Origin of the sequence: Nocardioides luteus, from assembly GCF_015752315.1 — a bacterium.
Taxonomy (GTDB): domain Bacteria; phylum Actinomycetota; class Actinomycetes; order Propionibacteriales; family Nocardioidaceae; genus Nocardioides.
In genome coordinates this window covers 5,788,105-5,814,359 of sequence record NZ_JADOVJ010000001.1, presented here as the reverse complement: position 1 = coordinate 5,814,359, position 26,255 = coordinate 5,788,105, and the positions used below count along the sequence as shown (strand labels likewise).

The window sequence follows — 26,255 nt, the reverse complement described above, 5'->3', positions numbered from 1 at the left end:
CCGACCGCTGGTCGAGTCCCGTGAGGGGCTCGACCAGCGGAGCGGTGGATCAGTAGACGGTCACGCCGTAGGCGTTGACGGCCTCACGAACGGGCTGGAAGAAGGTCGTCCCGCCCGTCGTGCAGTTGCCGGAACCGCCCGAGGTGATGCCGAGCGCCTTGGTGCCGTCGTAGAGCGCGCCGCCGGAGTCACCGGGCTCGGCGCACACGTTGGTCTGGATCAGGCCGCTGACCCGGCCCGATCCCTGGTAACGGACGGTCACGTTGAGCGCCTGGACGACGCCGGTGTGGACACCGGTGGTCGAGCCGTCCCGGGTGACCCTCTCGCCAACGTACGCATCGGCGACCGTGAAGCCACCGGGGTGCGAGAGCGAGGCGTTGTCGTAGCGGACCAGGGCGTAGTCGTTGCCCGGGAAGCTCGAGGCGACCGTCGGGCCGATCAGCGTGGACTGGGACGAGTTGGCGTACCAGGTCGGAACCTCGTCACCGCAGTGACCGGCGGTGATGAAGTAGTAGCTGCTGCCGCTCTGCACGTTGAACCCCAACGAGCAGCGGTAGCCCGAGCCGTAGATCGCGTCTCCGGCGGAGAGCAGCGTCGTGAACTTGCCAGCGGAACGCTTGACCGTGAGCGCCTCGGCGTTGGCGCCGGCGGCCTTGGTGACCTTGGCGAGCTCCGCCTTCGAGACGGTGGAGTCGGCGGTGACGACGACCTTGCCGGTGGCCTCGTCGGTGTACCAGGCGATGCCGGACACGCCGGACTTGTCGACGGCGGAGTGCAGGGCAGCCAGAGCCTTCGGGCTGAACTGCTTGTCAGCTGGGGCGGCGGCAGCCGGCATGACGGCAGCGGTGGCTGCCAGGCCAAGACCGGCCACGACTGCGGCCAGGCGGGTGCGGGACGCGGTGAAACTCATGTGTTCCTCCTACGAAACGACCAGGAACCCGCGTGGTTGCGGGCGCCAGGAGTGCCCGACCACCGCGATGTGCCCGAGCACGACCTCCTGGGAGTATGTCGGCGAAGAAACGGGTCGGCCATGCGGAGTAAGAAAATTTCACCGTCACCGCGAAATCATTGCCAAATGGGGCGAAGTGGTCTGAACCACTTCGCCCCAGTCGGCCTCACGACGCCCCGACGAAGGGGCACCGCCATCAGTAGACGTTGACGTCGTAGGCGCGGACGGCCTCGCGAACGGGCTGGTAGAAGGTGGTCCCGCCCGAGGAGCAGTCGCCGGTGCCGCCCGAGGTGATCCCGAGGGCGGTCGAACCGGCGTAGAGCGGGCCACCGGAGTCTCCCGACTCGGCGCAGATGTCGGTCTGGATCATGCCGCGCACGGTGCCGGAGCCGCGGTAGCGGACCGAGACGTCGAGCGCCTCGACGCGCCCGGAGTGGACGCCGGTGGACGAGCCGTCGCGGGTCACCCTCTGGCCGACGTGGGCGTCACCGACGCTGTAGCCGCCCGCGTGGGTCAGCGAGGTGTTCGCGTAGCGCACCAGCGCGTAGTCGTTGCCCGGGAAGCTCGCCTTGACCGTCGGTCCGATCCGGGTGGTCTCGCCGGAGTTCGTGTACCACGTCTCGACGTCGTCGGCGCAGTGACCGGCGGTGAGGAAGTAGTGGGTGCCGCCGCTGCGTACGTTGAAGCCCACCGAGCATCGGTAGCCCGAGCCGTAGATCGCGTCGCCGGCGCCGACGAACGGCTTGAACTCGCCCTTGGCACGCTTGAGGGTGATCGCGTCGGCGTCGACCCCGACGGCATCGGTCAGCCTGCTCAGCGCGGACGCGGGCACGGTGGAGTCGGCCGTGACGACCACCTTGCCGGTGGCCTCGTCGGTGTACCACGCGATGCCGGAGAGCGCCGACCGGTTGACGGCCGAGTCCACCGCGGAGTGGACCGCGGCGAGCGCCCTCGCGCTGGGCCTCTCCTCCGGTGGGGCGGCGACCGCCGGCATGGTCGCGGCGCTAGCCGCCAGACCTAGACCGGCTGCTGCTGCCAGCAGACGGTTACGTGACCTGGTGAACCTCATACATTCCTCCACCGCAGTGTGCCCGAACACGACCACAGTGAGTATGGCGTTGTCAGCGCCTCATCTGCCAGTCGTTGGCAAAAAACTTTCGTTGTTCGACGAAATTTCGTACGCCGCGGGGCAAAGTGGACCAAACCACCTCACCCCGCGGCGTACCTGCGCTGGATCAGCCGTGCGGGATCAGCCGCGCCTGATCAGTAGATCGTGGCGCCGTACGCGCTGAGCGCCTCGGTCACCGGCTGGAAGAAGGTCGTGCCGCCGGTGGTGCAGTTTCCGGAACCACCGGAGGTCAGACCCAGCGCGGTCGAACCGGAGTAGAGCGCGCCGCCGGAGTCGCCGGGCTCGGCGCACACGTTGGTCTGGATCAGACCACTGACCGTGCCCTCGGCGTAACGGACGCTCGCGTTGACCGCCGTCACGGTGCCGGTGTGGACGCCGGTGGTCGAGCCGTCACGGGTGACGCTCTGGCCGACCCGGGCGGTGCCCGCGGTGAAGCCGCCGGTCTTGGAGATGGACGAGTCGTAGCGGACGATGCCGTAGTCGTTGCCCGGGAAGCTCGAGCCCGCGGTCGGGCCGAGCAGCGTGGTGTTCGACGAGTTGGCGTACCAGGTCGAGACGGCGTCGGTGCAGTGGCCCGCGGTCAGGAAGTAGTCGGCGCCGCCGACCTTGACGTTGAAGCCGAGCGAGCACCGCGAGCCGCCGCCGTAGATGGCGTCGCCGGGGCCGATGAGCGGGGTGAACTCACCCTTGGTGTGCTTGACGGTCACGGCCTCGTCGCCCTGGCTCGTCTTCTCCGCGGCGGCCTTCTTGACCTCGGCGATCTCAGCCGCGGAGACGGTCTCGTCGACGGTGACGACGATCTTGTTGGTGGCCGGGTCGGTGTACCACGACGAGCCGACCGGGGCGGCCTCGGCGACGGCAGACCTGACCGATGCGACCTCGGCCTTGCTGAACTCGGCGTCCGCGGCGGCTGCCGGGACGGCGACAGCGGCGGAGGCCGCGAGACCCACACCCGCGGCGAGCGCGGCGACGGTGCGGGGACGGAAAGTGGTGCGTTCGAACCTCATACGTCTCCTCCTGGGGGAAAGACCCGCTTGTTGCGGGCTTCCGTCCCCGGAACCACGGGTTTCGCGGCTTACCGGGAACGGGTAACTGAGTTTCGTGATCTTTCCCTGACCCCGCAGCACATTCGATTCCCCAAGAATCTGCATTGCAAAGACTGGTTCTTCGGATTCCTGCAATGCAGCAACACGCGTTTCCCGGAGGGTTTCCGGCGCGGGCCCCGAAGAAGAGGATTGGGTAAGCATGGCCAAGTTGTAGGTGCCCGGGTCGCGGGCCGCGTACGGTAGATATCCATGTTCATCTCGCCGCTCGAACGGTGAATCGGACCGGAATTCGTCGGTCTTCGAAACCTTCGGCGTGGCGACCGTCGATAGATGGTAGACAAACCCCATGCCGTATCCGCCGCCCCCAGGCTCCCCCGGTTCGGGCGCGCCTGACGAGGAGCCGCAGAATCAGCCTGCCCCGTTCGACTACAACGAGCGCCTGATCGGGCTCTCCGAGGACCTCGGCGGCGACCGGCCGGCGTTCAACGCGCGCAAGGAGCGAGCCGGACGCGGCGGCCCACTGCGCCAGCTGCTGACCATCGCCGTCTCGCTCGGCCTCGTGGTCGTGTGCGGCGTGGTCGTCTACACCCTCTTCACCCGCGGCGACGACGCGGCCACGACCGCCGGCGTACCCACGGCGAGCGACGCACCCTCGGCCGGCAAGGCACCGACCGGCTCGGCGAGCCCGGGTGGCGGCAGGTCCGACGTCAGCGGCGAGTCCAGCCGCGGACCCGGTTGGCCCGGGACCAGCTCCCCGGCCGACCCCAGCGACGGCGCCACCTCGCGTTCGACCATCGGCCCCGAGCGGCTCTCCAAGGCCGACGTGCCCCGCCCGTGGCAGTTCACCTACGGCGACGTCACGCTGAAGGCCCGCTACCTGAGCGGCAAGGACTACCCCGGCTGCAAGGCGACGCTCAAGCGCGCGATCCGCGACCTCGGCTGCGACTACGCCGTCCGGGTCTCCTACAAGGCTCAGCAGGGCAACCTGCGGATGACCCACTTCATCTACGACTTCACCACCGTCGAGGCCGCCGGCAAGGCCGCCGGGCGGATCGAGCCGCGGCACGTGATCCCGCCCACCGAGGCCTCCCTGCCCGGCTACACCCAGGGCTGGTTCAAGGTGAAGGACTACGGCAAGTACGTCGTCTACACCATGGTCACGGCCAACGACGGCATCACCGTGGCGCAGGGCAAGGAGTACACCTCCTACGGCAACACCGACCTCGGCGCGGAGATCCTCTTCCGGATGTGACCTTCGGGCTCAGGGGGTCGCCGGCTCGGTCGCCTCCGAGGAGGCTCCTGTCGTGGGTGACGGCTCGCTCGACGTACCGGCGCTCTCGCTCGGCTGCTCCGACGGCGGCGCGCTCGGCCCGGTCGAGGTGGACGGCTCGGCGCTCGGCGTCCCCGTCGCGGGCGACTCCGACTCCTGAGGCTCCTCCTCCGAGGGCTCGGTGGTGGTGCTCGGGGACTCCTCCGGCGTCGCGGTGGCGCCGTTCGACGGGTCCGTGCCCGGCCCCTCGTCGCGGGCGTCCGATCCGCCACCGGTCACGCGGGAGATCGTCGTGCCGCCGTCACCGTTGCCCACGATCGAGCTTACGCTGCGCCCGGCCAGGAGCTCGAAGACCGTGATCACGGCGACCACGACCACGAACATCGCCAGCGAGAGCAGCGCGATCCGCTTCCAGGGCAGGGCCTCGAGGCGCTCCCGCCACGATGGCGCCGGCTCGGCGTCGGCGAGCTCGGTGGCTTCGATCGCGGTCGTCCCGTCCCCCGACTCCCCGGCGGGCTCCGAGGCAGCCTCGTGGCGTACGCCGGCGAGCCCGGCCGACCGCCACCGGGCGAGGACCTGGGCGCTGGTCACCTTCTGGTGGGTCTTGGCGAGCCACTGCGAGTAGAGGTTGGAGCCGACGGTGGCCGCGACACTGCCGATCGCAGCGCCGATCAGGGTGCCGACGGCACCGAGCGTGGAGAGCAGCAGCGCGGAGGTGACAGCGGCCAGGGCACCTGCGGTGGTGGAGAGCCAGTCGATGCCGGCCGGTTTCGGTGCTTGCGTGTCACGGGAGGGGGAAGTGTTGCTCATCGGCCTCCAGGTTAACTCGCCAACCGACGCTACCGGAGTCAACTTGACGCAGATCACCCTTGACTCAGGTCACGCTCCAGAGCCGCCGCGCCGGACATCAGGGTCGCGACGACGGTCGGCAGGGCCTCCTTGTCGTAGCGGACGCTGGGCATAGAGATCGACATCCCGGCGACGACGTCGCCACCGGCGCCACGGACGGGGACGCCGACGGCGACCACACCCCGCTCGGAGCGGCCGTCGTTGAAGGCGAAGCCGTTGCGGCGTACGCGCTCCAGCTCGGTGCGCAGCGCGTCGAGGTCCGGGCGATCGGCCAGGTGGTCGGCGTACCTCTCCCGGCTGTAGAGCGAGGTGAGCTCGTCCTCGGAGATCTGGGCCAGCAGCAGCAGGCCCGCGGTGGTGCGGTGGGCGGGGAAGACCATGCCCTCGCGGGAGCCGACCTTGAGCGACTGCGGCGACTCGACCGAGGCGATGAACCGGCAGGTGTCCCCCGCGCGCACGGCGACGTTGGCGGACTCGCCGAGCAGGTCGACCAGGCGCTGCAGGTGCGGCAGCGCCACCTGGCGGAGCCGGGAGGCGGTCGAGCGCGAGTGGGCGGCCAGCTCCAGCACCGGGCCGGCCCGGTAGACCTTGTCCTCGTCCTGGACCGCGAAGTCGCGGTAGACCAGCATCGCGAGCAGCCGGTGGGCGGTGGAGCGAGCGACGTCGAGCCGAGCCGCTGCCTCCGAGACGGTCAGGCGGCCTTCGAGCTGAAGGATCGCCGCCAGCTTGAGCGCGTGGTCCACGCTGGTGATCGCGTACGGGGGCCGTGTCTTCAGCGGCTTGTCCATCCCACCTCTTCCTGATCACACCAAACCTGGCATCTCTCGTCTGATTTCGCAGGAGATTGACCGACCTACATGTTCTTTGGCTGTGACCATGACCACCAGGCGGCACCTACGTCGTCCCCCGGACGAGGTGGCCGGGGATCGGCACCCTCATCGACACGCTCGTGAAAGGCTGATCGTCATGTCCATCCTCATCGGCACCACCCCCACGCGTACGTTCGACGACTCGCGCCGCTGGGCCACCGAAGGCACGGCCCTGCTGACCGGCGCCCTCGACGGCCTCGCCCTCGCCGACTACGACGGCGACTCGCAGCTGCCCGGCTGGACGCGGAAGCATCTGCTCGGCCACGTCGCCGCCAACGCCGAGGCTCTCGGCAACCTGGTCTCGTGGGCGGAGACGGGCGTGGAGAAGCGGATGTACGCCTCCACCGAACAGCGCAACGCCGACATCGAGGCCGCTGCGACGCGTCCGGCCGAGGAGCTCCGCGAGTGGTATCTTCGCGCGGCCGGCGAGCTCGACGCGGCCATGGACCGGCTGACCGCAGAGCAGTGGGAGCACGAGGTGATCACCGCGCAGCTCGTCCCCCGCAAGGCCAGCGACATCCCGTGGATGCGCGCTCGTGAGGTCTTCATCCACGCCGTCGACCTCGGTGTCGGGATCACCTTCGCGGACCTGCCCGAGGACTTCCTGCTCGCCCTCGCCGACGAGATCCGTACGAAGCGGGGGCTCTCCGACGAGGACCTGCGCGGCGTCGCCGGTCCGCTCCCCGAGGTCGCAGCCTGGCTCGCCGGGCGGCCGCACGGCCTCATCGAGGCGCCGGAGCTCGGGCCCTGGCTGTGACCATCCCTGGGATCAGCTCCAGCGGGCGAGCTTGTCCGGGTTGAGGACGATCCAGACGTCGGTGACCCGGCCGCCGGCGACCCGCAGGTTCGCGACACCTCGGTGAGCGCCGTCCTCGACGAGCGTGAACCCGAGGCCGTCGGCGGTGGGCTCCGTGCGGATCGTCCAGGTCGGCCGCTTGGTGAGCACACCCAGCAGGAACCGAGCCACCTTCTCCGGACCCTCGATCGGGTTGAGGGCTGCACTGACCCGGCCGCCGCCGTCGGAACGGAGCGTGACCGAGGGGTCCAGCAGCGTCACCAGTCGGCCGAGGTCCCCGCCGGCGGTGGCCGAGACGAAAGCTCTGACGACGTCGTCGTGCTCCGGCAGCGGGGCCACGTCGTCGCGCTGCTCGGCGACCCGGCGCCGGGCCGAGGCGGCCAGTTGACGAACCGCGGCCGGGGAGCGGCCGACGATGCCGGCGATGTCGCCGAACGGGACCGCGAAGATGTCGTGGAGCACGAACGCCACCCGCTCGGCCGGAGTCATCGCGTCGAGCACGACCAGCAGCGCCGTGCTCACCGTGTCGTCGAGAGTCGCTCGGTCGGCCGGATCCTCGGGGGCGGCGAGGAAACCCGGCCGGACCGGCTCGGGGAGCCAGGGCCCGACGTACCTCTCCCGGCGGGCTCTCGCCGACTTGAGTACGTCGAGGCAGACCCTGCTGGTGACGCGGCTCAGCCAGCCCGACGGGTTGTCGATCGCCGCCCGCTCGTCGTCGGTGAGGCGGTACCAGCGCAGGTAGGTCTCCTGGACCGCGTCCTCGGCCTCCTCGAGCGTGCCGAGCAGTCGGTAGGCGAGCGCGATCAGGCGACGGCGCTCGATCATCACCTCGCCCAGGTCGTCCATGTCAGGCATCGTGGCAGCTCCTCACGGGTTCACCCAGTGTGACGAGCCAGACAGCGTGAATGTGAGGTGGCGACCTCACATTCGTCTCGGACGTCTCGTCAAGCAGTGTGAATGCCCGCGCTGTGGCGGGCCGACCCGAAGGACCACGATGCTCGCCAACGTCAACGTGACCAAGCTGTTCCCCGCTGCGTACAAGGCCCAGATGGCCGTCGAGGAGGCGGTCGAGGAGGCCATCACCGTCGCCGGCGTCGACCGGCTCACCGTCGACCTCGTCAAGCTCCGCGCCTCGCAGATCAACGGCTGCGCCTTCTGCCTGCGGATGCACACCCAGGACGCCCTCAAGAACGGCGAGACCACCGACCGCCTCGCCCTCGTCGCCGCCTGGTGGGAGTCGCAGTACTTCACCCCCGAGGAGCAGGCCGCGCTCACCATCGCCGAGCAGATCACCCGCATCGGCGACCTGCACACCGCCGCCGCCCCGAAGGTCGACGTCGAGAGCATCCTCGACGCCAAGCAGATCGCCGCCATCACCTGGGTCGCGATCGCCATCAACGCCTGGAACCGCATCGCGATCTCCAGCCACTACCCCGTCGCCCCCTGACGCGCGACGGCTCGGGGCGTTCCGGTCCGTACCTGCCGGTGCGTGGACCGGGACGCCCCGGCGTCCTCGACGACCTACCGCTTGCTGTCGCGGCCGAGCAGGTAGCCGACCGCGAGCGCGACGATCGCCAGGGCCACCGGATAGCTCCGTAGGAAGCCGCCGAGGACCACGTCGGCCAAGAACCCGAGCAGCTCGAGGATCACCCAGATCGCCACGACGGCCCCGGCGACGATGAGGACCTTCCACCTGGTCTCCATCTAGCGGCTCACACGATCGGAGGCGTACGTGGTCGGGCGAGGAGACATGAGGGATCCTTTGTGCGGAGCGTGAGGGGCCGAGAGGGCGCCCACCCGTCGGCGCATCGCAGAAAGTAGCAGCGGTGGCGGGGACGTACGAGAGAATCGTGGAACCGCGGGGAAACGCTTCTCCTACGGGATTCTTTACTCGGGCAGGGGACCGATGACGACACCGACACCACCACCGCCGCCGGACGGGTACGGGGCGATGCCGCCTGCGCCGAACCTCCAGGGCGGCTGGCCGCCGAACGAAAATTCGTTCGGCACGGGAGCCCCGCCTCCGCCGGAGAAGCCGCACAACCCGTGGCCGATCGTCATCGGGCTCGGGGCGATCGCGGGTGTCCTGATCATCGGCGTGATCATCACCGCGGGCATCGTCATCCTCCGGGGCGAGGAGGACCCGACCGGAGGGCCAGGACCGGTGACGGTCACCGCGACCCCGACCACGTCGCCGGACCCGTCCTTCGCGGCTCCCGCCCCGGGCGGGCTGGCCGCCGACCTCTTCGAGGGTGACTGGAGGTTCAAGCTCGGCGACGTGAGCATGAACGCGACGTACGTGGCCTCCCAGGACTACCCCGACTGCGGGCCGATCGCGTCGGCCGCCCTGGACCGGAAGGGCTGCCGCTACGCCGCGATGGGGATCCACGACGCCGAGGGCGGCAAACTGCGGATGCTCCGGGTCATCTACGTCTTCGACAGCGAGGCGAAGGCGACGACGGCCGCGGAGTCGGTCGAGGAGACCGACTTCGACCTGCCCACCGGCAGCCTCATCGAGGACGACGTGATCGGGAAGTGGGTCGCCAAGGACTCCTCCAAGGCGGTCGTCGTCGGCTTCGTGACCGCGCAGAAGGGCGTGTCGGAGACGACCGTCGACGACTACCTCCACTACGGCACCGCCGACATCGCGGGCGCCCTGATCTTCATGGACCTGTAGGCGCCGCGCGACCCGCCGGACACGGGCCTGGGCCTGGTTCCCTGGTCGTTCATCTGGGGTTTCGCGGTATTCGAACGCGTTTGGCCGTGCGCACACTGCCCGCCCATACCTTCGGTAGGCGTGTCCCCCACGCTGCTCACCTCGGGTCCGAGCCGGGCCGCCCTGCTGCGCGCCCTCGTCCCCGCCGTCGCGTTGTGCGGCGTCCTCGGCGCCGCCCTGAGCTTCCTCGTCCCGACGACGGCCACGGCAGGCCCGACCGTCAAGGTCGCCCAGGCGGAACCGGTTCAGCCGGGCTTCCAGCGCTTCGCCTGGCTCAACGCCTGGGCCGACCACCACACCGCGCCCGGAGGTGCCGCGGCCGGCCGGCTCGACGGTGTGCCGCGGATGCGGATCGTGGTGGGCCACCTGCGGCGTACGGCCGTCGACTTCGGCGTCCTTGCCGAGGTGGAGGCGCCGCAGCGGGAGGCCTTCGAGTCCTTCGGACGGGAGTACGCCCTCGTCTCCACGCCCGACGCCACCGACGACGCGGTCTTCTACCGCCGCTCGGTGTTCCGGCTGGTCAGCAAGGACACGGTCGCCATGTACTACCGTCACGGCGCCCGCGTCACTGCGCCCGTCGTGGTGCTCGAGGAGCGCTCCTCGGGTCAGCGCGTCGGCGTGCTGCCCGTGCACTTCCCGGCGAGCATCCCCGCGGCCCCCAGGCAGAAGAAGTGGCGCGACCTCAACGCCGGGATCGTCAAGGACGTGGTCGCGAGCACCGAGGTGCCCATGGTCGTCGCCGGCGACTTCAACCAGCGCAACGACATCCTGTGCGACCTGACCTCCCCCGGCACCGGGCTGGTGAGCCCCCTCGCGAAGCACGAGGACTGCGCCACCGGACGCCGGGCGCCGATCGACCAGGCCTTCCTCAGCCCGTCGCTGCGGCCGGACCGCTACCAGGTCTACTCCGGTCCGTCGGCCCGCCGAGCCACCGACCACGGCGCGTTCTACCAGGTCAGGGTGCGGCTGTCGGGCCTCGCCTGACCCCTCAGAAGTACGTCCGGACCAGGTCGGTCACGGTGTAGTCGAGGTCGACGACCGGGATCAGCCGCCACTTGTCGAAGGCCGTGCACGGGTGCGAGATCCCGAAGCTGACCAGGTCGCCCGGCCGGAGCCCGGCGTCGGTGCGCAGGAACGCGTGCTGGTCGGCCAGCTTCTCGACGGTGCCCTCGAGCTTCTCCGCACCGCCGAAGCCGTTGCGCCGCACCGTGAGCGGGGTCGGCAGACCGTTGTCGTAGGGCACGTCCCGCCGGCCCATGCCGACGATGACGAGGCCCTCCTCCGGGGCTGAGACCACCTGGGCCCAGACCTCGATCGCCGGATCCAGGGTGCCCTCGATGCGGTTGTAGGGCGTTGTGTCGGCGTAGAGGCCGTGGTCGTGGGTGACGTACGTCCCGCTGCGCAGCACCTTGCGAGGCGTCATCCCGTCGGGCCAGCCGGCGGACCAGCGCTCGGCGAGGACGTCGAAGAAGGCGCTCCCACCTGCGGAGACGATCGCATCGGCAGGGACCAGGCCCTCGGTGAACAGGGTCGAGGCGAGCTCCTTGAGGCGGTCGAAGTAGTCGCCGACCGCCTCGGCCGTCCCCAGGCCGCCCTCGTAGCCGGCCACCCCTGCCAGGAGTACGCCGGGAGTCGAGTCCACCACCCGGGCGAGCTCGACGGCCTCCCCGACGGAGCGGCAGCCGGTGCGACCGCCGGGGAAGCCCAGGTCGATCAGCACCGCGAGCGGCCGGTCCTCGACGCCCACGAGGGCCGACGCCTCGGCCGCCGCCTCGACGCCCTCGACCGAGTCCACCCAGTGCAGGTGGAGGAACTCGGGGTCGGCCGCCCGCTCGGAGGCCACCCAGCTCAGCGCGCTGTGGTCGAGGATCTCGTTGGCGACCAGGACGCGGCGTACGCCGGCGTGGCGGGCGACCAGCGCCTGGCTGGGCGAGGCGACGGTGATCGCCCACGCGCCGGCGTCGAGCTGCCGCTGGTAGAGCGAGGGTGCCATCGTGGTCTTGCCGTGCGGGGCGAGCAGCAGCCCGTGCTCCTCCGTGAACCCGGCGAGGGTCGCGATGTTGTGCTCCAGCGCGCTCTTCTTGAGCACCATCACCGGCCAGGTGAACGAGCCGTCGAAGAGGTTGCGGCCGGAGGTTGCGTACGTGGTGAGATCGACGGCTTCTCCCGGCTCCATGAAGCCCTTGTCCGCCCAGGTCACATGATCGTCCATCGGGACCGAACCTACCGACGGCCTGTCGGCCGGACACGGGGTTTCGAGAAAACTTGGAAATCTCCTGGGAGGTATCGGCGTCGCCTATCGTGACGCCATGGCCAACCGTGCGGCTCAGAGGGCGATGACTCGCCAGCTCCTGCTGGATGCAGCGATGGATCGGTTCGTCGCGAGCGGCTACGCGGCCACGACGATCGACGAGATCGCCTCGGCGGCACGCACCACCCGGGTGACGTTCTATGCCTACTTCCCCTCGAAGTCCGAGGTCATCAAGGCCTTGGTCGCCGAGCGCCTCGAGGGCGAGCTGACCCAGCTCCGCTGCCCACACGGCAGCTCGCTCGGCGGTCTCGCCGATGCGGTGGCGGCCGGCACCCGCGAGCAGCTCGGTGCCTGGATCCGGCAGGCCATGGCGCGGTGGCCGGACGTGCGGCCGATCGTCACGATCGCCCGGGCCGCCCAGGCCGTCGATCCCGATCTCACTCACATCGTCGATGCCTGGACGGACGAGACGATCGAGGACGTCAGCGCGGGTCTGGACAAGGCCGACCGGTTCGACGCCGACAGCAGGCGGCTGCGCGGCGCACTGGCGGTCGGCCAGCTCGACTATCTGTTCCAGCGCTGGACGGACGGGTTCTGGGGTGTCGAGCACGACCGCATGTGCGAGCTGGTCACCGAGAGCTGGTTCCAGCTGCTGGGCGTGTGACCCGGCCGGTCACAGGAACGTCTGGCCCTCGCCCCGGTAGGTCGGCGCCACGGTGATGATCGAGTCGCCCTCGATCAGCTGGAGGGTGTCGAGCCGCTCGCACACCTCACCGGCCTTCGCGTGGCGGAACCAGACCTTGTCGCCGATCGCGAGCTCGTCGGCGGCGTGCCCACGCAGCGGCGTCTGGACCTCCCCGGCGCCTTCGGTGCCGACGTACTCCAGGCCGAAGGGGTAGGTGGGGCTGGGGACGCGGTCGAGTCCCGGCGGTCCGGAGGCGATCCACCCGCCACCGGCGACGGTGACGATGCCGGGGGCCGGACGGCGCACGACGCTCAGCCCGAAGTAGGCCGCCGGGTGCGGGGTGAACCCGTCGTAGCGGTCGAAGAGGGTCGGGCCGTAGAGGCCGGACCCGGCCGCGATCTCGGTCACCGAGGCGTCGGCGCGGGTGGACTCGATCGAGCCGGTGCCGCCGCCGTTGACGAACTCGAGGTCGGTCAGGGAGCGTACGGCCGCGACGATCCTCCCGCGGCGCTCGGTGATCTCGGCGATGGAGGCCTTCTTCATCCGGCGGATCACCGGCGCGGGCGGGTTGCCGCCGAGCGGGCGGTCGACGGTGCCGGCGACCTGGCCCTCGTAGGCCATCAGCCCGACCAGCTGGAAGTCCGGGTCCTCGGCGACGATCCGGGCCAGCGCGACGGCGTCCTCGGGCGTACGGACCGGGGAGCGGCGCGCGCCGAGCCAGATGCGGCGCGCGATGACCAGCGCGGCGTCGAGGTCGATGGCCACGCGTACGGGGGCGGCCGGGGTGCCGATCGCGGCCTTGACCAGCGACAGCCCCTCGGCGCTGTCCACCATCAGCGTGATCCGGGCGAGCTTCTCCTCGTCCTTCGCGAGCGCGGCGAGCCCTGCCCGGTCGACGGTCGGGTAGCCGATCACGATGTCGTAGTGCGTCTCGGCCAGCCACAGCGCCTCGGACAGCGTGAAGGCCAGGATCCCCTCGTAGCCCTCGCGGGCGAGCACGCGGTCGATCAGCGCCCGGCAGCGTACGGACTTGCTGGCCACGCGGATCGGGGTGCCGGCCGCTCGGCGCACGAGGTCGTCGGCGTTGGCGTCGAACGCCTCCAGGTCGACCGCCCCGACGGGTCCGTCGAGAGCCGCGGTGGCGCGGTCGAGCCGTTCGTGCTGCTGGGCCGAGAGATGGTGGGAAGTGGTAACCACGACCCAAGTGTCTATGCCCCGCGCGGCACCCGCGTCAACGGCAGGTAACCAACTGTGCCACCGCGCGGTCCAAACGGATCTGGCCGAAGTCGTTGACCGAACGCCTCCGAGGCGACACCCTTTGCCGCGTGAGTGAGTGGCAGAACTGGGCAGGGAACCAGCACGCGGGATCGATCGAGGTCGTCGTGCCTCGCGACGAGGCGGAGCTCGCCGCGGTCGTCGTGGCCGCGACCGAGGCCGGCCGGAGGGTCAAGCCGATCGGCGCGGGCCACTCGTTCACCGCGATCGGATCGCCGGTGGACGTCCAGGTCAGCCTCGACCGGATCTCGGGGATCGTGCGGGCCGACTCGACCACCGGTCTGGTGACGGTCCGCGGCGGCACCCGCCTCAAGGTGCTCAACCGGGCGCTCGAGGCGCTCGGGCTGTCGATGACCAACCTCGGCGACATCGAGGAGCAGTCGATCTCGGGTGCGATCTCGACCGGCACCCACGGCACGGGGGCGCGCTTCGGCGGCCTGGCGACCCAGGTACGCGGCCTCCGGCTGCTCCTCGCCGACGGCTCCGTCCTCTCGTGCTCGCCGACGGAGAATCCCGAGGTCTTCGACCACGCTCGCGTGGGGCTCGGTGCGCTCGGGATCATCGTCGAGGTCACGCTGCAGACCGAGCCGCTGTTCGCGCTGAACGCGCGCGAGGGCAACGGCGAGCTCGCCGACGTGATGAGCGCCTTCGATGAGCACGCCTCGGGCACCGACCACTTCGAGTTCTACTGGTTCCCGCACACCACCCGGGTGCTGACCAAGCACAACACCCGGCTGCCGCTGCCGGAGACGCCGCTGGACCCGGTCGGCCGGGTGCGAGGGTGGTTCGACGACGAGCTCCTCTCCAACACCGCGTTCGGCGCGACCGTCGGGCTCGGTCTCCGTGTCCCCGGCCTGGTCAAGCCCCTGGCCCGCTTCGCCGCCTCGGCCCTCTCGCCGCGCGAGTTCACCGACATCTCCTACCGGGTCTTCACCTCGCAGCGGAAGGTGCGGTTCGTGGAGAGCGAGTACGCCGTCCCGCGCGCCGTCGGCATGGAGGTCCTCGCCGAGCTGCAGCGCACGGTCGAGGCGTCCTCGTGGAACATCTCCTTCCCGGTCGAGGTCCGGGTCGCGGGCGCCGACGACATCCCGCTGTCCACCGGGTTCGAGCGCGAGAACGTCTACATCGCCATCCACACCGCCCCGTCCTCGCCGTGGCGCAAGGACTATTTCGCGGCCTTCGAGCGGATCGCCGGCGAGGCCGGTGGTCGTCCCCACTGGGGCAAGATGCACACGCTCTCCGACGCCGACCTGGCCGAACGCTATCCGCGGTTCGGTGACTTCGTCGCACTGCGCGACAAGCTCGACCCGTCCCGCACCTTCGCCAACCCCTATCTGGAGCAGGTCCTCGGCTCTTAACCTGGCCTTCTCCCCCGGGTCACCGGCCACCCTTACCGTGACCCGATGCCGCAGCCGCCGTCGTCTCAGCGCATCGCCGAGATCCACGGGCTGCGGGGGCTGGCGCTGGCGCTCGTGGTGGTCTTCCACCTCTTCGGCAACGGCCGGGTCTCCGGTGGCGTCGACGTCTTCCTGGCGCTGACCGGGTTCCTCGTCACCCGGTCGCTGGTCCGCCGGGTCACCTCGTCGGAGCTCCATCTGGCCGACCACTACGGGCGTACGTTCCTGCGGCTCTCGGCTCCCATGCTGATCGTGCTGGCCGGGACGGCGGTGCTGATGGTGGCGGTCATGCCGCGGTCGATGTGGAGCTCGACGTTGCGGGAGATCGCTGCGTCGGCTGCGTACGTCCTGAACTGGGAGATGATCCGGTCCCAGCTCGCCTACGGGGCCGCCGGGCCGAGCGCCAGCCCGCTCCAGCACTTCTGGTCGCTGGCGGTGCAGGGGCAGTTCCTGCTGGTCTGGCCGCTGGTCGTGGTCGTTCTCGGACGGCTGGCGCGGCGGCTCCGGCTGGTGATGGCCGTCGCCGTCGCGCTGGCGACGGTCGCCTCGTTCGTCTTCGCCTGGCGGCTCGGGGCGGCCGATCAGCAGGTGGCCTACTTCCACTCCTGGGCGCGTTTCTGGGAGCTCGGTGCGGGCGCGCTGATCGCGCTCGGGCTCGACCGCCTGCGCCCGCCGGTGGTGGTGCGTCCGGTGCTCGCCTGGCTCGGGTTGGCACTCGTCGCGAGCTCGGGGTTCGTGCTCGACGGCGCCGCCCTGTTCCCCGGCCCCTGGGCGCTGTGGCCGGTCGGCGGGGCGCTCCTGGTCGTGATCGGCTCCGGGTCCTCTGCTCGATGGGGCCCGCAGCATCTCCTCGCTGTCAGGCCGCTGCGGTTCGTCGCCGACATCTCCTTCCCGCTCTACCTGTGGCACTGGCCGCTGCTGGTGGCGTGGCTGAGCTGGACGTACGCGACCCGCACCAACGTGCTCGCAGCGGTCGTGGTCCTGTCCGGATCGGCGGTGCTGGCCTGGCTCACCCATCGGTACGTCGAGCGGCCGGTCACCCGGATCGGGGCACCGTTCACCGGCGTGGTGCGGCTCGTGACGGTCCCCGTGGTGCTCGGCCTGGTTGTTGGCGGCACGCTGGTGGTCACCAGCGAGGTGGAACGCCAGGATGCCGCCCGGAAGGCGGCCGCGGTCGAGGCCGCCGAGCGCTACGCGGGCTGCATCGGCGCCGCCGCGCTCGACCCGGCGCTCACCGACTGCGAGCGCCCGTCGACGCTGGTCGACGCGAGCCTGGGCTACCAGGCTCCGGACGGGTCGGCGTGCTGGTCCAACAAGGAGCGGCCGGTCGAGCTGAGGATGTGCACGCTCGGCCCGAAGACCGGCTACACGCGCCGGCTGCTCGCCATCGGCGACTCCCACAACCACCAGTTCGTACCCGCCTACCGCGCCATCGCCGAGAGCCGCGGCTGGCGCATCGACGTGGCCGGCCGGGCCGGCTGCCACTGGAACGCCCGGGACCGCGTCGGCACACCCGAGGCGAGCGTCGAGCTGTGCAACCAGTGGAAGCGGAAGCTGGCGGCGTACATCGCTTCGGAGGAGGGGATCGACGCGTACGTCGTGGTCCACTCCAGCCTGGTGAAGGTCGAGGCCTCGCCCGGTGAGAGCGAGGTCGAGGCGCTCAGCCGCGGGATGGCGGACGCGTGGGCGACCAGGCCGGACCCGTCGGTGCCGGTGATCGCGGTCCAGGACTCGCCCATCTTCGAGGGCAGCAGCGCGCTCTTCGCCCGCGTGGTCCAGCCGTGCGTCGACGACCACGGGCTGGCGGCCTCGGCCGAGTGCTCACGGAGACGCGGCAGGGTCGTACGCGACGACGGGAGCCTGGGCGCCACCCGGCTGGCCGAGAACGCCCATCACGTCGACCTCACCTCCTACTTCTGCGCGAAGAGGCGGTGCTCGCCCGTCGTCGGCAACCTGGAGGTCTACCTCGACGGCTTCCACATCTCCCCGCTCTACGCGGAGACGTTGGCGCCCTACCTCGGCGAGCGGATCGCCCGGATCCTGCGCCGATCCCCCGGTTCGAGCTAGGCGGCGGCCGGCTCGGGCTCGTTCTCGCGCGGGAAGTGGGTCTCCTTGAAACGTACGGCCATCCGGGTCGACGGACCCATCGCGGCCGCGGCGGCGACGATGATCGCGCCGATCACGATCCAGCCGGCACCGCTGTAGAACTCGGGGTGCCAGCCCATCGCGAGGAAGGTGAACAGGGCCGGCGCCCAGGCGCCGCCGAGCTGGCGGCCGATGCCGGCGACGCCCTCGTACTCACCTCGTCTGGCCGGGTCCATGAGCTCGGCCTGGAAGGCCCAGCCGGCCGAGCCGATGGCCAGCTCGGCGCCGGTCACGGCCACGTGGCCGACCCAGACCAGGAAGATGGTGAGGATGCCGCGGGTGTCGTGGGTGACCAGCGTGATCGCGCAGGCGGCGACGAAGAACGCGCTGCTCCACCAGACGCGCCGCAACGCGTCGCGGACGCTGTGGACGCCCTTCGAGGTGTAGGCCGGGAGGATGATGCACAGCACCGTGTTGGTCGCGAAGAGCCAGGCCAGCAGCCAGCGCGGCGAGTCGGTGTACTCGACCAGCCACAGCGGGATCACGGTGTGCAGCAGCACCTGGTTGGACCACAGCGTGCCGGTGAAGGTCGTCACCAGGAGCCAGCCGACGTTGCGCAGGGCGCCCGGACCGGGCAGCTTCTCGGTGACCTCGCCGGCCGCGCGGCGCTCGTCGTGGGGCGCCTTCGGCAGCCGGGTGATCCAGACCGAGTTGGCGATCCCGATCGCCAGCGCGAAGAACGGCACGCCCCACTTGAGCACCGCGTCGGTGTCCATCGCGAGCGCGATGCCGGCGATCAGGGCACCGATGGTGAAGCCGAGGTTGAGGCTGGAGTACATGAACGCCTGCGTCTCGACCCGCTCCTTGTCGGGGAGGACATCGAGGACGTACGCGTTCCGGCCGGCGCCGCCCGCATTGTTGACCACCTCGAAGACGACGATGACGGCGAGGTAGGCCCAGAAGCCGTGGATGAACGGCATCGTCGCGAACATCAACGCGCTGATCAGGGCGCTGATCGCCCAGATCCGCTTCGGGCCGATGACGTCGGCCAGCCGGCCCATCGGGTAGGCGGTGAGGAAGCTCGCGATCCCGGCGACGGTCAGCCCGACACCGATCTGCGCCGGGCTCAGGCCGACGAACGCGACGAGGTAGAACGCGGCCGCGGTGTTGAACGTCCCGTCCCCCGCTGCGAAGAGCAGCGACTGCGTCGCCAGACGCTTCGACAACGGCGTCGGCGGGATCAGGTTGTGGAGGAAACCGGGCAATGCGGGCACCGGCATATTCCATCACCGCTACCGGACGAGAAGCATCCGGTTTATTGCCGAGGCGTCGGCCCCGTCGGCCGAGGCGTCAGGTGCGTCGGCCGAGGTGGCATCGGGTGACGATTCGGCCGACGTACGTGACGTCTCGGCCGACGTACGTGACGCCTCGGCTCAGGGGCGGCGGGAGGCGAGAGCTTCGACGGCGTCGCGGGCGGTGGCGGCGATGGCGAGGTCGACGTCGTTCTGGATCCGGGCGGTGCGGTCGGAGTCGGTGAGCACGGCGATGGCGACCCGGCCGCCGGGGTGGGTGACGACGGCGATCTCGTGCCGCAGGGTGAGGAAGCCGCCGGTCTTGCCGGCGAACTGGATGTCGTCGGCGAGCAGGTCGGCGGCGATCCGATGGGTGAAGACCTGCTTGCCCATCAGGCGTCGCACCATCTCGGTCGCCTCCGGCTTGGCGATCTCGTCCCGCCAGATGCGTTCGAGCAGGTCGACGCAGGCGCGCGGCGAGCCCACCGTGGCGCGCTCGACGTCGAGCGAGTCGATGACGTGCCGACCGCGGGGCCGCCGTCCTTCGACCGCGAGCTGGGTGGCGAGGGCGAAGTCGTGGCCGGCGACGCGGGTGGCGTAGTCGTACATCGGCTGCATCCGGTGCCGCACCCGCAGCCCCTCGACGCCCCATTCGGCGAGCTGCTCGTCGACCTCCCGCGGGGTGACGAGATCGAAGAGCGCGTCCGCGGCGGCGTTGTCGCTGAGGCCGAGCATCATCAGCATCAGGTCGGCGACGGAGCAGGTCGCGTCGTGGGTGAAGGCCGAGAGGCCGTACGGCCCGTAGCTCCGCTCCGCCGCGGCCAGCGTCACCATCGTGGCGCCGTCGATCTCGCCACCGGCGATCCTGTCGGCCACGACCAGGGCCAGCGGCACCTTGGCCACCGACGCCAGCGGCATCGGCCGGTCGACGCCGATCCCGACCTCGAGGCCGGTATCGATGTCACGGGCCAGGAAGGCAGCCCGGACCTGGAGGTCCCGGAAGCGCTCCGCGGCGATCTCGGCCAGGTCGATCAGACCTCGGTCGCTGCCGACCAGCGGGCTCACTCGGCACCTGCCTCAAGGGCACCGATGCTCGCGCCGAGCAGCGCAAGCGCCTGCTCCCGCACGGGCCCGGCGGCCGCCGGTCCCGGCACCGGCGGCTGCTCGACCAGCCGGTGGCCGCGGCGTACCGGGTCGGCGAAGGGCGACCAGCTCAACCCGTACGTCACCGCCTCGTGCCGCGCACAGATCAGAGTCCCGCGTCCCGCCAGGCTCTCGGCCACCGCGAGCGGGTGCGGCAAGCGGCGCAGGGCGGCCGGTCCGATGCCGGCCCGGTCCGCCTGTCGTCGGAGACGGTCGTCGGGGTCGTCCAGGTCTCGTGGGAGGGCCAGCACCTGCGTACGCCCTCGCCCTCCGGCTCGGCGGGGCCGGAGCGCGCTCAACGACACCGAGCCTGCCGCGGGGCCGGAAGCGGCGGGAGCGGTCGCGGCGCCGAGCGGGGTGATCCAGGTGGCCGCGTCGGGGTCGCACGCCTCGACCGTCCAGCCCGCCGACTCGGGCGTCTCGTCGGACGAGGTCGCGAGGCGTACCTCGACGCCTTCCTCCTCCAGCAGCGCGACCAACCGTGCCAGGGGCGCGGGATCGCAGCCGGACGGCACCGCCACCACGAACGGCTCCCGGTCGTGCCGGCGGATGCTCCGGAGCAGGTGGTCCGCCTGATCGATCAGGTGCCGGGCCCGCGGCAGCAGCGCCGCACCGGCCGGGGTCAGCGCGATCTGGCGCCGGCTGCGGTCGAGCAGCTCCACGCCGAGCTCCCGCTCGAGGGCACGCAGGCGACGGCTGAGGAGCGGCTGGTCGACACCCAGCTCCAGGGCGGCCTCGGAGACGCTCATCTCGTCGGCGACCGCGGTGAAGCCGCGCAGGTGAAGCAGTAGGTCCACGCGTACAGGATGGCTGATCGCCGCCACCTCGTCCCATGTCGGCGATGCATACGTCCATGCCGGATCGTCCTTGGACGCCGTCGCGGCGACGGGGTCACGATGCCCGCATGACTCACCCGATCCTCAGCCGCCGCACCCTTCTCGGCGGAGCCGCCACAGCCGCCGCCGTCGCCGCGACCGGAGCCGGCAGCTCCGTGGCGTACGCCGCCGACAGCCCCTCGATCGCCGCCCTGGAGCAGAAGCACCAGCGTCACCTCGGCGTCTGGGCGAAGAACATCCGGACCGGACGCGTCATCGAGCACCGAGCCGACGAGCGCTTCCCGATGCTGTCGACCTTCAAGACGCTGCTCGTGGCGGCGATCCTGCGCGACCTGCCGGCGCGTACGCTCCAGCAGCGCCTGACGTGGGAGGCGAGCGACGTCGTCGTGAACTCGCCGATCACCTCGCTCACGGTCCGTAACGGCCTGACCGTCGCGCAGCTCGCCGAGGCGACGATGACGCGGTCCGACAACACCGCCGCCAACGAGCTGCTCGAGCTCATCGGCGGCCCGGCCGGTGTGACCTCCTTCGCCCGGTCGCTCGGCGACACCGTCAGCCGGCTCGACCGCTGGGAGCCCGACCTCAACAGCGCGATCCCGGGCGACCCCCGCGACACCACCTCGCCGCGCGCGATCGCCCGGACCTACACGAAGCTGGTGCTCGGCGACGCCCTCGACCGCGGCGACCGGGACCAGCTGATCACCTGGATGCTCGCCAACCAGTCGACCGTCACCCGGTTCGGTGCCGGGGTTCCCGTCGCCTGGCGGCTCGCCGACAAGACCGGCGGTGGCGACTACGCCTCGCGGAACGACGTCGGCGTCACCTGGACCCCCGACGGTGCCCCGATCGTCATCGCCGCCCTCACTCGCTCCGACGACCCCACCGCTGCGCCGCTCGACGCCCCGCTCGCAGACATCGCGGCGACCGTCTGTGCGGAGCTCGGCTGATCGGCCGCGCGAGCTGTAACACGCCGTTCGTAGGACTTCTCGCCCTATCAGAACGACCGGATAGTCCTACGAACGACGTGTTACACGTGCGGCGGTCGGATCTCGGCCGGCCTAAGCCCCGTACACCGGCTCCGGCTCCGGCGCCTCACCCAGCAGCTTGCGGAGCGCGGGACCGACATCGCCAGCCACCCACCGAGCCCCAGCGTCGGCGGAGGGGCCGTGGGCCCAGCCGTTCTCGACGGTGATCTGCGGACCGTCGATCTCGATGACCCGGCCGGTGATGTCGCGGGCGTCCTCGGAGGCGAGCCAGGCGACGACCGGTGAGTTGTCCTCGGGGAGCGCCATCGCGGAGGTGTCGAAGGCGCCCTCGGTCATCCGGGTCTTCGCGACCGGTGCGATGGCATTGACGGTGACCCCGTAGCGGGCCATCTCGGCGGCGGCCACGAGCGTCAGCCCGGCGATCCCGGCCTTGGCGGCCGAGTAGGTGCCCTGCCCGATCGAGCCCTGCAGACCCGCGCCGGAGGAGGTGTTGACGACCCGGGCCTCCCGCTGACGTCCGGCCTTCGACTCCGCCCGCCAGTACGCACCCGCGTGCCGCAGCGTCGCGAAGTGGCCCTTGAGGTGCACCCGGATGACCGCGTCCCACTCCTCCTCGGAGGTGTTGACGAGCATCCGGTCGCGTACGAAACCGGCGTTGTTGACGAGGATGTCCAGCCCGCCGTACGTCTCGACGGCCTGTCGCACCATCGCCTCGGCAGCCGCGAAGTCGGCCACGTCGGCGGCGTTGGCAACCGCCTCCCCACCTGCAGAGACGATCTCGTCAACGACCTGCGAAGCGGGCGACTCACCGGTGCCCTCACCCGCCAGCGAGACCCCGAAGTCGTTGACGACCACCTTCGCGCCGTGGCGGGCGAGCTCGAGCGCGTGCGCCCGGCCGATCCCCCGCCCCGCTCCGGTGACGATCGCGATCCGGCCGTCCAACAGTCCGGTCATGTGAGTGCTCCCTGCGTCGATACGTACGTCGTCCTTGCCAGCTTGAACCAAGCAACTGCTAGGCTACCAAGCAATCGCTAGGTTAGGCAGTGCAGAGTCAAGGACGGACGCCATGGGCATCTCCACCGAGATCACCGACGAGCAGATCGCCGTCGTCACGATGAACCACCCGCCGGTGAACGCGCTGCCGGTGAAGGGCTGGTTCGAGGTCGCCGACGCGGTCACGACCGCCGCCCAGAACGGCGCGAGGGTCGTGATCCTGCGCGCCGAGGGCAAGGGCTTCAACGCGGGCGTCGACATCAAGGAGATGCAGCAGATCGAGGGGTTCGAGGGCATCCTCGGCGCCAACCGCGGCTGCTACGCCGCCTTCAAGGCGATCTACGAGTGCCCGGTCCCGGTCATCGCCGCTGTCAACGGCTTCTGCCTCGGCGGAGGGGTCGGGCTGGTCGGCAACGCGGACACGATCGTGGCCAGCGACGACGCCTTCTTCGGCGTACCCGAGGTCGACCGCGGAGCCCTCGGCGCCGCCACCCACCTGAGCCGGCTGGTGCCGCAGCACATGCTGCGTACCCTCTACTTCACCGCGCAGACCATCACCGCGCAGCGCCTGCACGAGCTCGGCTCGGTCCATCAGGTCGTCCCGCGGGATGAGCTCGACGAGGCCGCGCTCGAGGTCGCCAGGCAGATCGCGAAGAAGGACCCGCAGGTGATCCGGGCGGCCAAGGCCGCGCTCAACGGCATCGACCCGGTCGACGTGAACGCCTCCTACCGCTTCGAGCAGGGCTTCACCTTCGAGCTCAACCTCGCCGGCGTCGCCGACGAGCGCCGCGACGCCTTCGTGAAGGACGGACGATGAGCACCGCACAGACATTCCGTACGCCGCTGACGGACCTGACCGGTGTCGACCACCCGATCGTGCAGACTGGCATGGGCTGGGTCGCCGGCCCGCGTCTCGTCTCGGCCACCGCGAACGCGGGCGCGCTCGGCATCCTGGCCTCGGCCACGATGACCCTCGACGAGCTCGAGAAGGCGATCGTCGAGGTCAAGGGGCGCACCGAGAAGCCGTTCGGCGTCAACCTGCGCGCCGACGCCTCCGACGCTCCCGACCGCTGCCAGTTGCTCATCGACCACGACGTGAAGGTCGCGAGCTTCGCCCTCGCGCCCAAGCCCGAGCTGATCAGCAAGCTCAAGGAGCACGACATCGTCGTGATGCCGTCGATCGGCGCGGCCAAGCACGCCAAGAAGGTCGCCGGCTGGGGCGCCGACATGGTGATGATCCAGGGTGGCGAGGGCGGCGGCCACACCGGTGCGGTCCCGACGACCCTCCTCCTCCCGAGCGTCCTCGACGCCGTCGACATCCCCGTCGTCGCGGCGGGCGGCTTCTTCGACGGCCGCGGTCTCGCCGCGGCCCTCTCCTACGGCGCGGCCGGCATCGGCATGGGCACACGGTTCCTGCTCACCGCCGACTCCGCGGTTCCCGAGGACGTACGAAAGCGCTACCTGACCTTCGGCCTCGACGGAACCGTCGTCACCACGAAGGCCGACGGCATGCCTCACCGCCTGCTGCGCACGGAGTTCATCGACACGCTCGAGAAGGAGGGCGTGACCGCGAAGCTCCTCCGCACCCTCAAGCGCACCCGGCAGTTCAAGGAGATGTCCGGCCTGCCCTGGCGGACCCTCATCAAGGACGGACGGAGCATGGTCCACGGCGGCGACCGCACCTGGGCTGAGGTCGTCCTGGCCGCCAACACCCCCATGCTGCTGCGCGCCGGACTCGTCGAGGGCGACACCTCCGCCGGGATGCTCTCCAGCGGCCAGGTCGTCGGCCTCCTCGACGACCTGCCCACCTGCGAGGAGCTGGTCGACCGGATCATCGCCGGCGCCGTCGATCGCCTCAATTGTCTGGACGCGAGCCGCGCCTGAGCAGCACGCTTGCGCCATGGTGATCGAGGTCCGCCCGGCAGAGGTTTTCGAGGACGTACGCACCCTTGTCGGACCCAAGCGCCCCGACGCCAGCGTGTGCTGGTGCCTGAGCTACCGGATCCCGTCGACGATCAACAACAAGATGCGCGGCCAGGAGCGCGGGGAGTACGTACGAAACCTGCTCTCCGACGGTCCGCTGGGCGTGCTCGCCTACGACGGCGACGAGCCGGTCGGCTGGGCCGCCGTCGCCCCGCGCGCGGACACCACCTTCGCCCGCAACCGGAAGATCCCGCACGTCGACGACCTGCCGGTGTGGTCGGTGTGGTGCATCCGGGTCCGGCCGGGCCACCGCGGCCAGGGCATCTCCCACACGCTCATCGAGGGTGCGGTCGAGTTCGCGCGCGACCGCGGCGCCCCCGCCATCGAGGCCTACCCGCTCGACAACCAGGGCGCCAAGGTCGACCTGACGATGGCGTACGCCGGGCTCCGCAAGAACTTCGAGGCGGCGGGCTTCACCTGGGCCGCCGACACGACCTCGGTCCTGGCAGGTCACCCACGCGTGCTGATGCGGCGCGACCTGAGCTGACGACCCGGTTGACCAGGATCGCTACACTGACCTGCGTGAACACCGAGACGAGCCGCGTACGCATTGCGCTCGTCGCACTTTTCACGCTGATGCTCCCGGCGCTGATGAGCGTCGACCCCGAGCAGGCACTGCTCACCATAGCCGTCTCGACCGCGCTCGCGGCCGTCGCGGTCGGATCGCTCCACGGCATCAGCGCGTTCGCCCTGGTCAGGGCCCGTTCGACGGTCCCGTCAGACGCGTCCGACGGACCTCACCATCTAGCTGCCCGGGTCACCGACCCGGTCTGCTCCCCGCGCCGACCGCGCGCTCCTGAGCAGGACTGACCGCTCGCCCACCGGCGAGCCCGTCAGCCCTACCCACTCACGTCAGGAGCAAACCCATGTCCGTTCTCGCCCCGTTGTCGCACGCCCTCGCCGCCGTCCTCGCCGGCGCCCATCACGTCCTGTCCTTCGTCGGACCCAACGTCAGCTGGCTGCTGGCCATCGCTGCCGTCGTGGTGCTGGTCAGGCTCGTCCTGCTGCCGCTCGCGATCCGCGGCGTACGCCACGCCCATGCCTCCGCCCGGGCCCGCCCGCAGCTCCAGGCACTGACGAAGAAGTATCAGAAGAAGACGGCGAAGGGCAGCGCCAGCCAGGCCGACATGATGGCGATGATGGAGGAGCGCCGGAAGATCAACGACGAGCACGGCGTACCCCGCTTCGCCATGCTCGCCGCCTTCGCCCAGCTGCCGATCTTCCTGGCGCTCTACCACCTGCTCTCCGACGTCAGCCGGAGCAACGCGGTCGGCGCGATGAACGACTCGCTGGTCGACTCGCTCGGCGCCGCGACCTTCCTCGGCACGCCGCTGACCGGGCACGGCTATCTCTCCGGCGACACGACCCACCTGGTGATCACCCTCGGCCTCGCCGCGACCGCCGCCGCGGTCAGCTACCTCAGCCAGCGGCTGTGGGTGCTGCCCAACATGGTCCGCACCGACGTGCCCGAGTCGATGCTGCGGATCCAGGAGCTCATGCCCGTCATCTCCGCCGGCGGCATGCTCCTCGCCGGCAGCAGCGTCCCGCTCGCCCTGCTCGTCTACTGGGTCATCAGCGGCCTGTGGACCGCCGGCCAGGCCGCGGTCATCCACCACTGGTTCCCCACCCCCGGCTCCCCCGCCGCCGAGCGCCGAACCCTCAGGCTGCAGCCGGCCTGACCCGGCCGGTCCCGCAGTTGTGAAGC

Annotated in this window: 27 protein-coding genes; 14 read left to right on the top strand and 13 right to left on the bottom strand. The window is 70.7% G+C overall.

The window, feature by feature from the left end:
- Nucleotides 1-49 precede the first annotated feature (49 nt).
- The 3 genes from HD557_RS27890 to HD557_RS27880 form a co-directional block, all read right to left on the bottom strand.
- Complete coding sequence (locus tag HD557_RS27890) at nucleotides 50-910, bottom strand: S1 family peptidase (RefSeq protein ID WP_196876249.1); 861 nt, start codon at nucleotides 908-910, stop codon at nucleotides 50-52.
- Nucleotides 911-1,145: 235 nt separating this feature from the next.
- Entirely contained in the window at nucleotides 1,146-1,943 is a 798-nt protein-coding gene (locus HD557_RS27885) for a S1 family peptidase (protein ID WP_231380487.1), read from the bottom strand.
- Nucleotides 1,944-2,212: 269 nt separating this feature from the next.
- Nucleotides 2,213-3,085 (bottom strand): S1 family peptidase, encoded by an 873-nt coding sequence (locus HD557_RS27880; RefSeq protein ID WP_196876247.1) that lies wholly within the window; start codon nucleotides 3,083-3,085, stop codon nucleotides 2,213-2,215.
- Nucleotides 3,086-3,470: 385 nt separating this feature from the next.
- Between HD557_RS27880 and HD557_RS27875 the strand changes: the two genes are divergently transcribed.
- Nucleotides 3,471-4,376 (top strand): hypothetical protein, encoded by a 906-nt coding sequence (locus HD557_RS27875; RefSeq protein WP_196876246.1) that lies wholly within the window; start codon nucleotides 3,471-3,473, stop codon nucleotides 4,374-4,376.
- 9 nt (nucleotides 4,377-4,385) lie between these two features.
- On the opposite strand, the gene HD557_RS27870 is transcribed toward HD557_RS27875, so the two are convergent.
- Together HD557_RS27870 and HD557_RS28850 are read right to left on the bottom strand one after the other, a co-directional pair.
- A complete protein-coding gene (locus HD557_RS27870; RefSeq protein WP_196876245.1) occupies nucleotides 4,386-5,204 on the bottom strand; it encodes a hypothetical protein in 819 nt (272 codons plus the stop codon).
- A gap of 53 nt (nucleotides 5,205-5,257) precedes the next feature.
- Complete coding sequence (locus HD557_RS28850) at nucleotides 5,258-6,031, bottom strand: IclR family transcriptional regulator (RefSeq protein WP_196876244.1); 774 nt, start codon at nucleotides 6,029-6,031, stop codon at nucleotides 5,258-5,260.
- A 178-nt stretch (nucleotides 6,032-6,209) separates the two neighbouring features.
- Here HD557_RS28850 and HD557_RS27860 point away from each other — a divergent pair, with 178 nt between their 5' ends.
- Nucleotides 6,210-6,869: a maleylpyruvate isomerase family mycothiol-dependent enzyme gene (locus tag HD557_RS27860; protein WP_196876243.1), complete on the top strand. Its 660-nt coding sequence runs from the start codon at nucleotides 6,210-6,212 to the stop codon at nucleotides 6,867-6,869.
- Between the two features lie 12 nt (nucleotides 6,870-6,881).
- Here HD557_RS27860 and sigJ read toward each other — a convergent pair whose 3' ends face one another.
- Complete coding sequence (gene sigJ, locus HD557_RS27855) at nucleotides 6,882-7,763, bottom strand: RNA polymerase sigma factor SigJ (protein WP_196876242.1); 882 nt, start codon at nucleotides 7,761-7,763, stop codon at nucleotides 6,882-6,884.
- A gap of 139 nt (nucleotides 7,764-7,902) precedes the next feature.
- Here sigJ and HD557_RS27850 point away from each other — a divergent pair, with 139 nt between their 5' ends.
- Nucleotides 7,903-8,355, top strand: coding sequence for a carboxymuconolactone decarboxylase family protein (locus HD557_RS27850; protein WP_008355131.1), 453 nt, complete (start codon nucleotides 7,903-7,905; stop codon nucleotides 8,353-8,355).
- Nucleotides 8,356-8,429: 74 nt separating this feature from the next.
- Here the strand turns inward: HD557_RS27850 and HD557_RS27845 are convergent, their stop codons facing one another.
- Complete coding sequence (locus tag HD557_RS27845) at nucleotides 8,430-8,612, bottom strand: hypothetical protein (RefSeq protein WP_008355133.1); 183 nt, start codon at nucleotides 8,610-8,612, stop codon at nucleotides 8,430-8,432.
- A 202-nt stretch (nucleotides 8,613-8,814) separates the two neighbouring features.
- On the opposite strand from HD557_RS27845, the gene HD557_RS27840 reads away from it, so the two are divergent.
- Both HD557_RS27840 and HD557_RS27835 read left to right on the top strand, forming a co-directional pair.
- A complete protein-coding gene (locus HD557_RS27840) occupies nucleotides 8,815-9,585 on the top strand; it encodes a hypothetical protein (RefSeq protein ID WP_196876241.1) in 771 nt (256 codons plus the stop codon).
- Between the two features lie 120 nt (nucleotides 9,586-9,705).
- Nucleotides 9,706-10,608, top strand: a complete 903-nt coding sequence (locus HD557_RS27835; RefSeq protein WP_196876240.1) for an endonuclease/exonuclease/phosphatase family protein — start codon at nucleotides 9,706-9,708, stop codon at nucleotides 10,606-10,608.
- A 4-nt stretch (nucleotides 10,609-10,612) separates the two neighbouring features.
- Here the strand turns inward: HD557_RS27835 and HD557_RS27830 are convergent, their stop codons facing one another.
- Nucleotides 10,613-11,836, bottom strand: coding sequence for an alanine racemase (locus HD557_RS27830; protein WP_196876239.1), 1,224 nt, complete (start codon nucleotides 11,834-11,836; stop codon nucleotides 10,613-10,615).
- Between the two features lie 97 nt (nucleotides 11,837-11,933).
- Here HD557_RS27830 and HD557_RS27825 point away from each other — a divergent pair, with 97 nt between their 5' ends.
- Nucleotides 11,934-12,539 (top strand): TetR/AcrR family transcriptional regulator, encoded by a 606-nt coding sequence (locus tag HD557_RS27825; protein ID WP_196876238.1) that lies wholly within the window; start codon nucleotides 11,934-11,936, stop codon nucleotides 12,537-12,539.
- A 9-nt stretch (nucleotides 12,540-12,548) separates the two neighbouring features.
- Here HD557_RS27825 and HD557_RS27820 read toward each other — a convergent pair whose 3' ends face one another.
- The gene (locus tag HD557_RS27820; RefSeq protein ID WP_196876237.1) at nucleotides 12,549-13,757 is read right to left on the bottom strand and encodes an amino acid deaminase/aldolase; all 1,209 of its coding nucleotides are present in this window, start codon (nucleotides 13,755-13,757) and stop codon (nucleotides 12,549-12,551) included.
- Between the two features lie 128 nt (nucleotides 13,758-13,885).
- Here HD557_RS27820 and HD557_RS27815 point away from each other — a divergent pair, with 128 nt between their 5' ends.
- Together HD557_RS27815 and HD557_RS27810 are read left to right on the top strand one after the other, a co-directional pair.
- The gene (locus tag HD557_RS27815) at nucleotides 13,886-15,193 is read left to right on the top strand and encodes a D-arabinono-1,4-lactone oxidase (RefSeq protein ID WP_196876236.1); all 1,308 of its coding nucleotides are present in this window, start codon (nucleotides 13,886-13,888) and stop codon (nucleotides 15,191-15,193) included.
- Nucleotides 15,194-15,238: 45 nt separating this feature from the next.
- Complete coding sequence (locus tag HD557_RS27810) at nucleotides 15,239-17,299, top strand: acyltransferase family protein (protein WP_196876235.1); 2,061 nt, start codon at nucleotides 15,239-15,241, stop codon at nucleotides 17,297-17,299.
- Here HD557_RS27810 and HD557_RS27805 read toward each other — a convergent pair.
- The 3 genes from HD557_RS27805 to HD557_RS27795 form a co-directional block, all read right to left on the bottom strand.
- The gene (locus HD557_RS27805) at nucleotides 17,296-18,591 is read right to left on the bottom strand and encodes an MFS transporter (RefSeq protein WP_307785729.1); all 1,296 of its coding nucleotides are present in this window, start codon (nucleotides 18,589-18,591) and stop codon (nucleotides 17,296-17,298) included. The two genes, HD557_RS27810 and HD557_RS27805, sit on opposite strands and share 4 nt — an antisense overlap.
- Nucleotides 18,592-18,750: 159 nt before the next feature.
- On the bottom strand, nucleotides 18,751-19,674 hold the full coding sequence (locus tag HD557_RS27800) for a serine hydrolase (RefSeq protein WP_196876233.1): 924 nt from the start codon (nucleotides 19,672-19,674) through the stop codon (nucleotides 18,751-18,753).
- Nucleotides 19,671-20,549: a LysR family transcriptional regulator gene (locus HD557_RS27795; protein ID WP_196876232.1), complete on the bottom strand. Its 879-nt coding sequence runs from the start codon at nucleotides 20,547-20,549 to the stop codon at nucleotides 19,671-19,673. The genes HD557_RS27800 and HD557_RS27795 overlap by 4 nt, the downstream gene beginning before the upstream one ends.
- A 107-nt stretch (nucleotides 20,550-20,656) precedes the next feature.
- Between HD557_RS27795 and bla the strand changes: the two genes are divergently transcribed.
- Nucleotides 20,657-21,535: a class A beta-lactamase gene (bla, locus tag HD557_RS27790; RefSeq protein ID WP_196876231.1), complete on the top strand. Its 879-nt coding sequence runs from the start codon at nucleotides 20,657-20,659 to the stop codon at nucleotides 21,533-21,535.
- Between the two features lie 111 nt (nucleotides 21,536-21,646).
- Here bla and HD557_RS27785 read toward each other — a convergent pair whose 3' ends face one another.
- A complete protein-coding gene (locus tag HD557_RS27785) occupies nucleotides 21,647-22,528 on the bottom strand; it encodes an SDR family oxidoreductase (protein WP_196876230.1) in 882 nt (293 codons plus the stop codon).
- Between the two features lie 112 nt (nucleotides 22,529-22,640).
- Here HD557_RS27785 and HD557_RS27780 point away from each other — a divergent pair, with 112 nt between their 5' ends.
- The 5 genes from HD557_RS27780 to yidC are packed head-to-tail and all read left to right on the top strand — an operon-like array spanning nucleotide 22,641 to nucleotide 26,229.
- On the top strand, nucleotides 22,641-23,384 hold the full coding sequence (locus HD557_RS27780) for an enoyl-CoA hydratase family protein (RefSeq protein ID WP_196876229.1): 744 nt from the start codon (nucleotides 22,641-22,643) through the stop codon (nucleotides 23,382-23,384).
- The gene (locus HD557_RS27775; protein WP_196876228.1) at nucleotides 23,381-24,451 is read left to right on the top strand and encodes an NAD(P)H-dependent flavin oxidoreductase; all 1,071 of its coding nucleotides are present in this window, start codon (nucleotides 23,381-23,383) and stop codon (nucleotides 24,449-24,451) included. Before HD557_RS27780 ends, HD557_RS27775 begins: the two co-directional genes overlap by 4 nt.
- Before the next feature lie 16 nt (nucleotides 24,452-24,467).
- Nucleotides 24,468-25,037 (top strand): GNAT family N-acetyltransferase, encoded by a 570-nt coding sequence (locus HD557_RS27770; protein WP_196876227.1) that lies wholly within the window; start codon nucleotides 24,468-24,470, stop codon nucleotides 25,035-25,037.
- A 35-nt stretch (nucleotides 25,038-25,072) separates the two neighbouring features.
- Nucleotides 25,073-25,360 (top strand): hypothetical protein, encoded by a 288-nt coding sequence (locus HD557_RS27765; RefSeq protein WP_196876226.1) that lies wholly within the window; start codon nucleotides 25,073-25,075, stop codon nucleotides 25,358-25,360.
- Between the two features lie 56 nt (nucleotides 25,361-25,416).
- Nucleotides 25,417-26,229 (top strand): membrane protein insertase YidC, encoded by an 813-nt coding sequence (yidC, locus tag HD557_RS27760; protein WP_196876225.1) that lies wholly within the window; start codon nucleotides 25,417-25,419, stop codon nucleotides 26,227-26,229.
- Nucleotides 26,230-26,255 lie beyond the last annotated feature (26 nt).

What these genes read in the sequence shown, in the direction of transcription:
- HD557_RS27890 (WP_196876249.1), bottom strand. Translation starts at nt 910, where the DNA reads ATGAGTTTCACCGCGTCCCGCACCCGCCTGGCCGCAGTCGTGGCCGGT.
- HD557_RS27885 (WP_231380487.1), bottom strand. Translation starts at nt 1,943, where the DNA reads ATGCCGGCGGTCGCCGCCCCACCGGAGGAGAGGCCCAGCGCGAGGGCG.
- HD557_RS27880 (WP_196876247.1), bottom strand. Translation starts at nt 3,085, where the DNA reads ATGAGGTTCGAACGCACCACTTTCCGTCCCCGCACCGTCGCCGCGCTC.
- HD557_RS27875 (WP_196876246.1), top strand. Translation starts at nt 3,471, where the DNA reads ATGCCGTATCCGCCGCCCCCAGGCTCCCCCGGTTCGGGCGCGCCTGAC.
- HD557_RS27870 (WP_196876245.1), bottom strand. Translation starts at nt 5,204, where the DNA reads ATGAGCAACACTTCCCCCTCCCGTGACACGCAAGCACCGAAACCGGCC.
- HD557_RS28850 (WP_196876244.1), bottom strand. Translation starts at nt 6,031, where the DNA reads ATGGACAAGCCGCTGAAGACACGGCCCCCGTACGCGATCACCAGCGTG.
- HD557_RS27860 (WP_196876243.1), top strand. Translation starts at nt 6,210, where the DNA reads ATGTCCATCCTCATCGGCACCACCCCCACGCGTACGTTCGACGACTCG.
- sigJ (WP_196876242.1), bottom strand. Translation starts at nt 7,763, where the DNA reads ATGCCTGACATGGACGACCTGGGCGAGGTGATGATCGAGCGCCGTCGC.
- HD557_RS27850 (WP_008355131.1), top strand. Translation starts at nt 7,903, where the DNA reads ATGCTCGCCAACGTCAACGTGACCAAGCTGTTCCCCGCTGCGTACAAG.
- HD557_RS27845 (WP_008355133.1), bottom strand. Translation starts at nt 8,612, where the DNA reads ATGGAGACCAGGTGGAAGGTCCTCATCGTCGCCGGGGCCGTCGTGGCG.
- HD557_RS27840 (WP_196876241.1), top strand. Translation starts at nt 8,815, where the DNA reads ATGACGACACCGACACCACCACCGCCGCCGGACGGGTACGGGGCGATG.
- HD557_RS27830 (WP_196876239.1), bottom strand. Translation starts at nt 11,836, where the DNA reads ATGGACGATCATGTGACCTGGGCGGACAAGGGCTTCATGGAGCCGGGA.
- HD557_RS27825 (WP_196876238.1), top strand. Translation starts at nt 11,934, where the DNA reads ATGGCCAACCGTGCGGCTCAGAGGGCGATGACTCGCCAGCTCCTGCTG.
- HD557_RS27810 (WP_196876235.1), top strand. Translation starts at nt 15,239, where the DNA reads ATGCCGCAGCCGCCGTCGTCTCAGCGCATCGCCGAGATCCACGGGCTG.
- bla (WP_196876231.1), top strand. Translation starts at nt 20,657, where the DNA reads ATGACTCACCCGATCCTCAGCCGCCGCACCCTTCTCGGCGGAGCCGCC.
- HD557_RS27785 (WP_196876230.1), bottom strand. Translation starts at nt 22,528, where the DNA reads ATGACCGGACTGTTGGACGGCCGGATCGCGATCGTCACCGGAGCGGGG.
- HD557_RS27780 (WP_196876229.1), top strand. Translation starts at nt 22,641, where the DNA reads ATGGGCATCTCCACCGAGATCACCGACGAGCAGATCGCCGTCGTCACG.
- HD557_RS27775 (WP_196876228.1), top strand. Translation starts at nt 23,381, where the DNA reads ATGAGCACCGCACAGACATTCCGTACGCCGCTGACGGACCTGACCGGT.
- HD557_RS27770 (WP_196876227.1), top strand. Translation starts at nt 24,468, where the DNA reads ATGGTGATCGAGGTCCGCCCGGCAGAGGTTTTCGAGGACGTACGCACC.
- yidC (WP_196876225.1), top strand. Translation starts at nt 25,417, where the DNA reads ATGTCCGTTCTCGCCCCGTTGTCGCACGCCCTCGCCGCCGTCCTCGCC.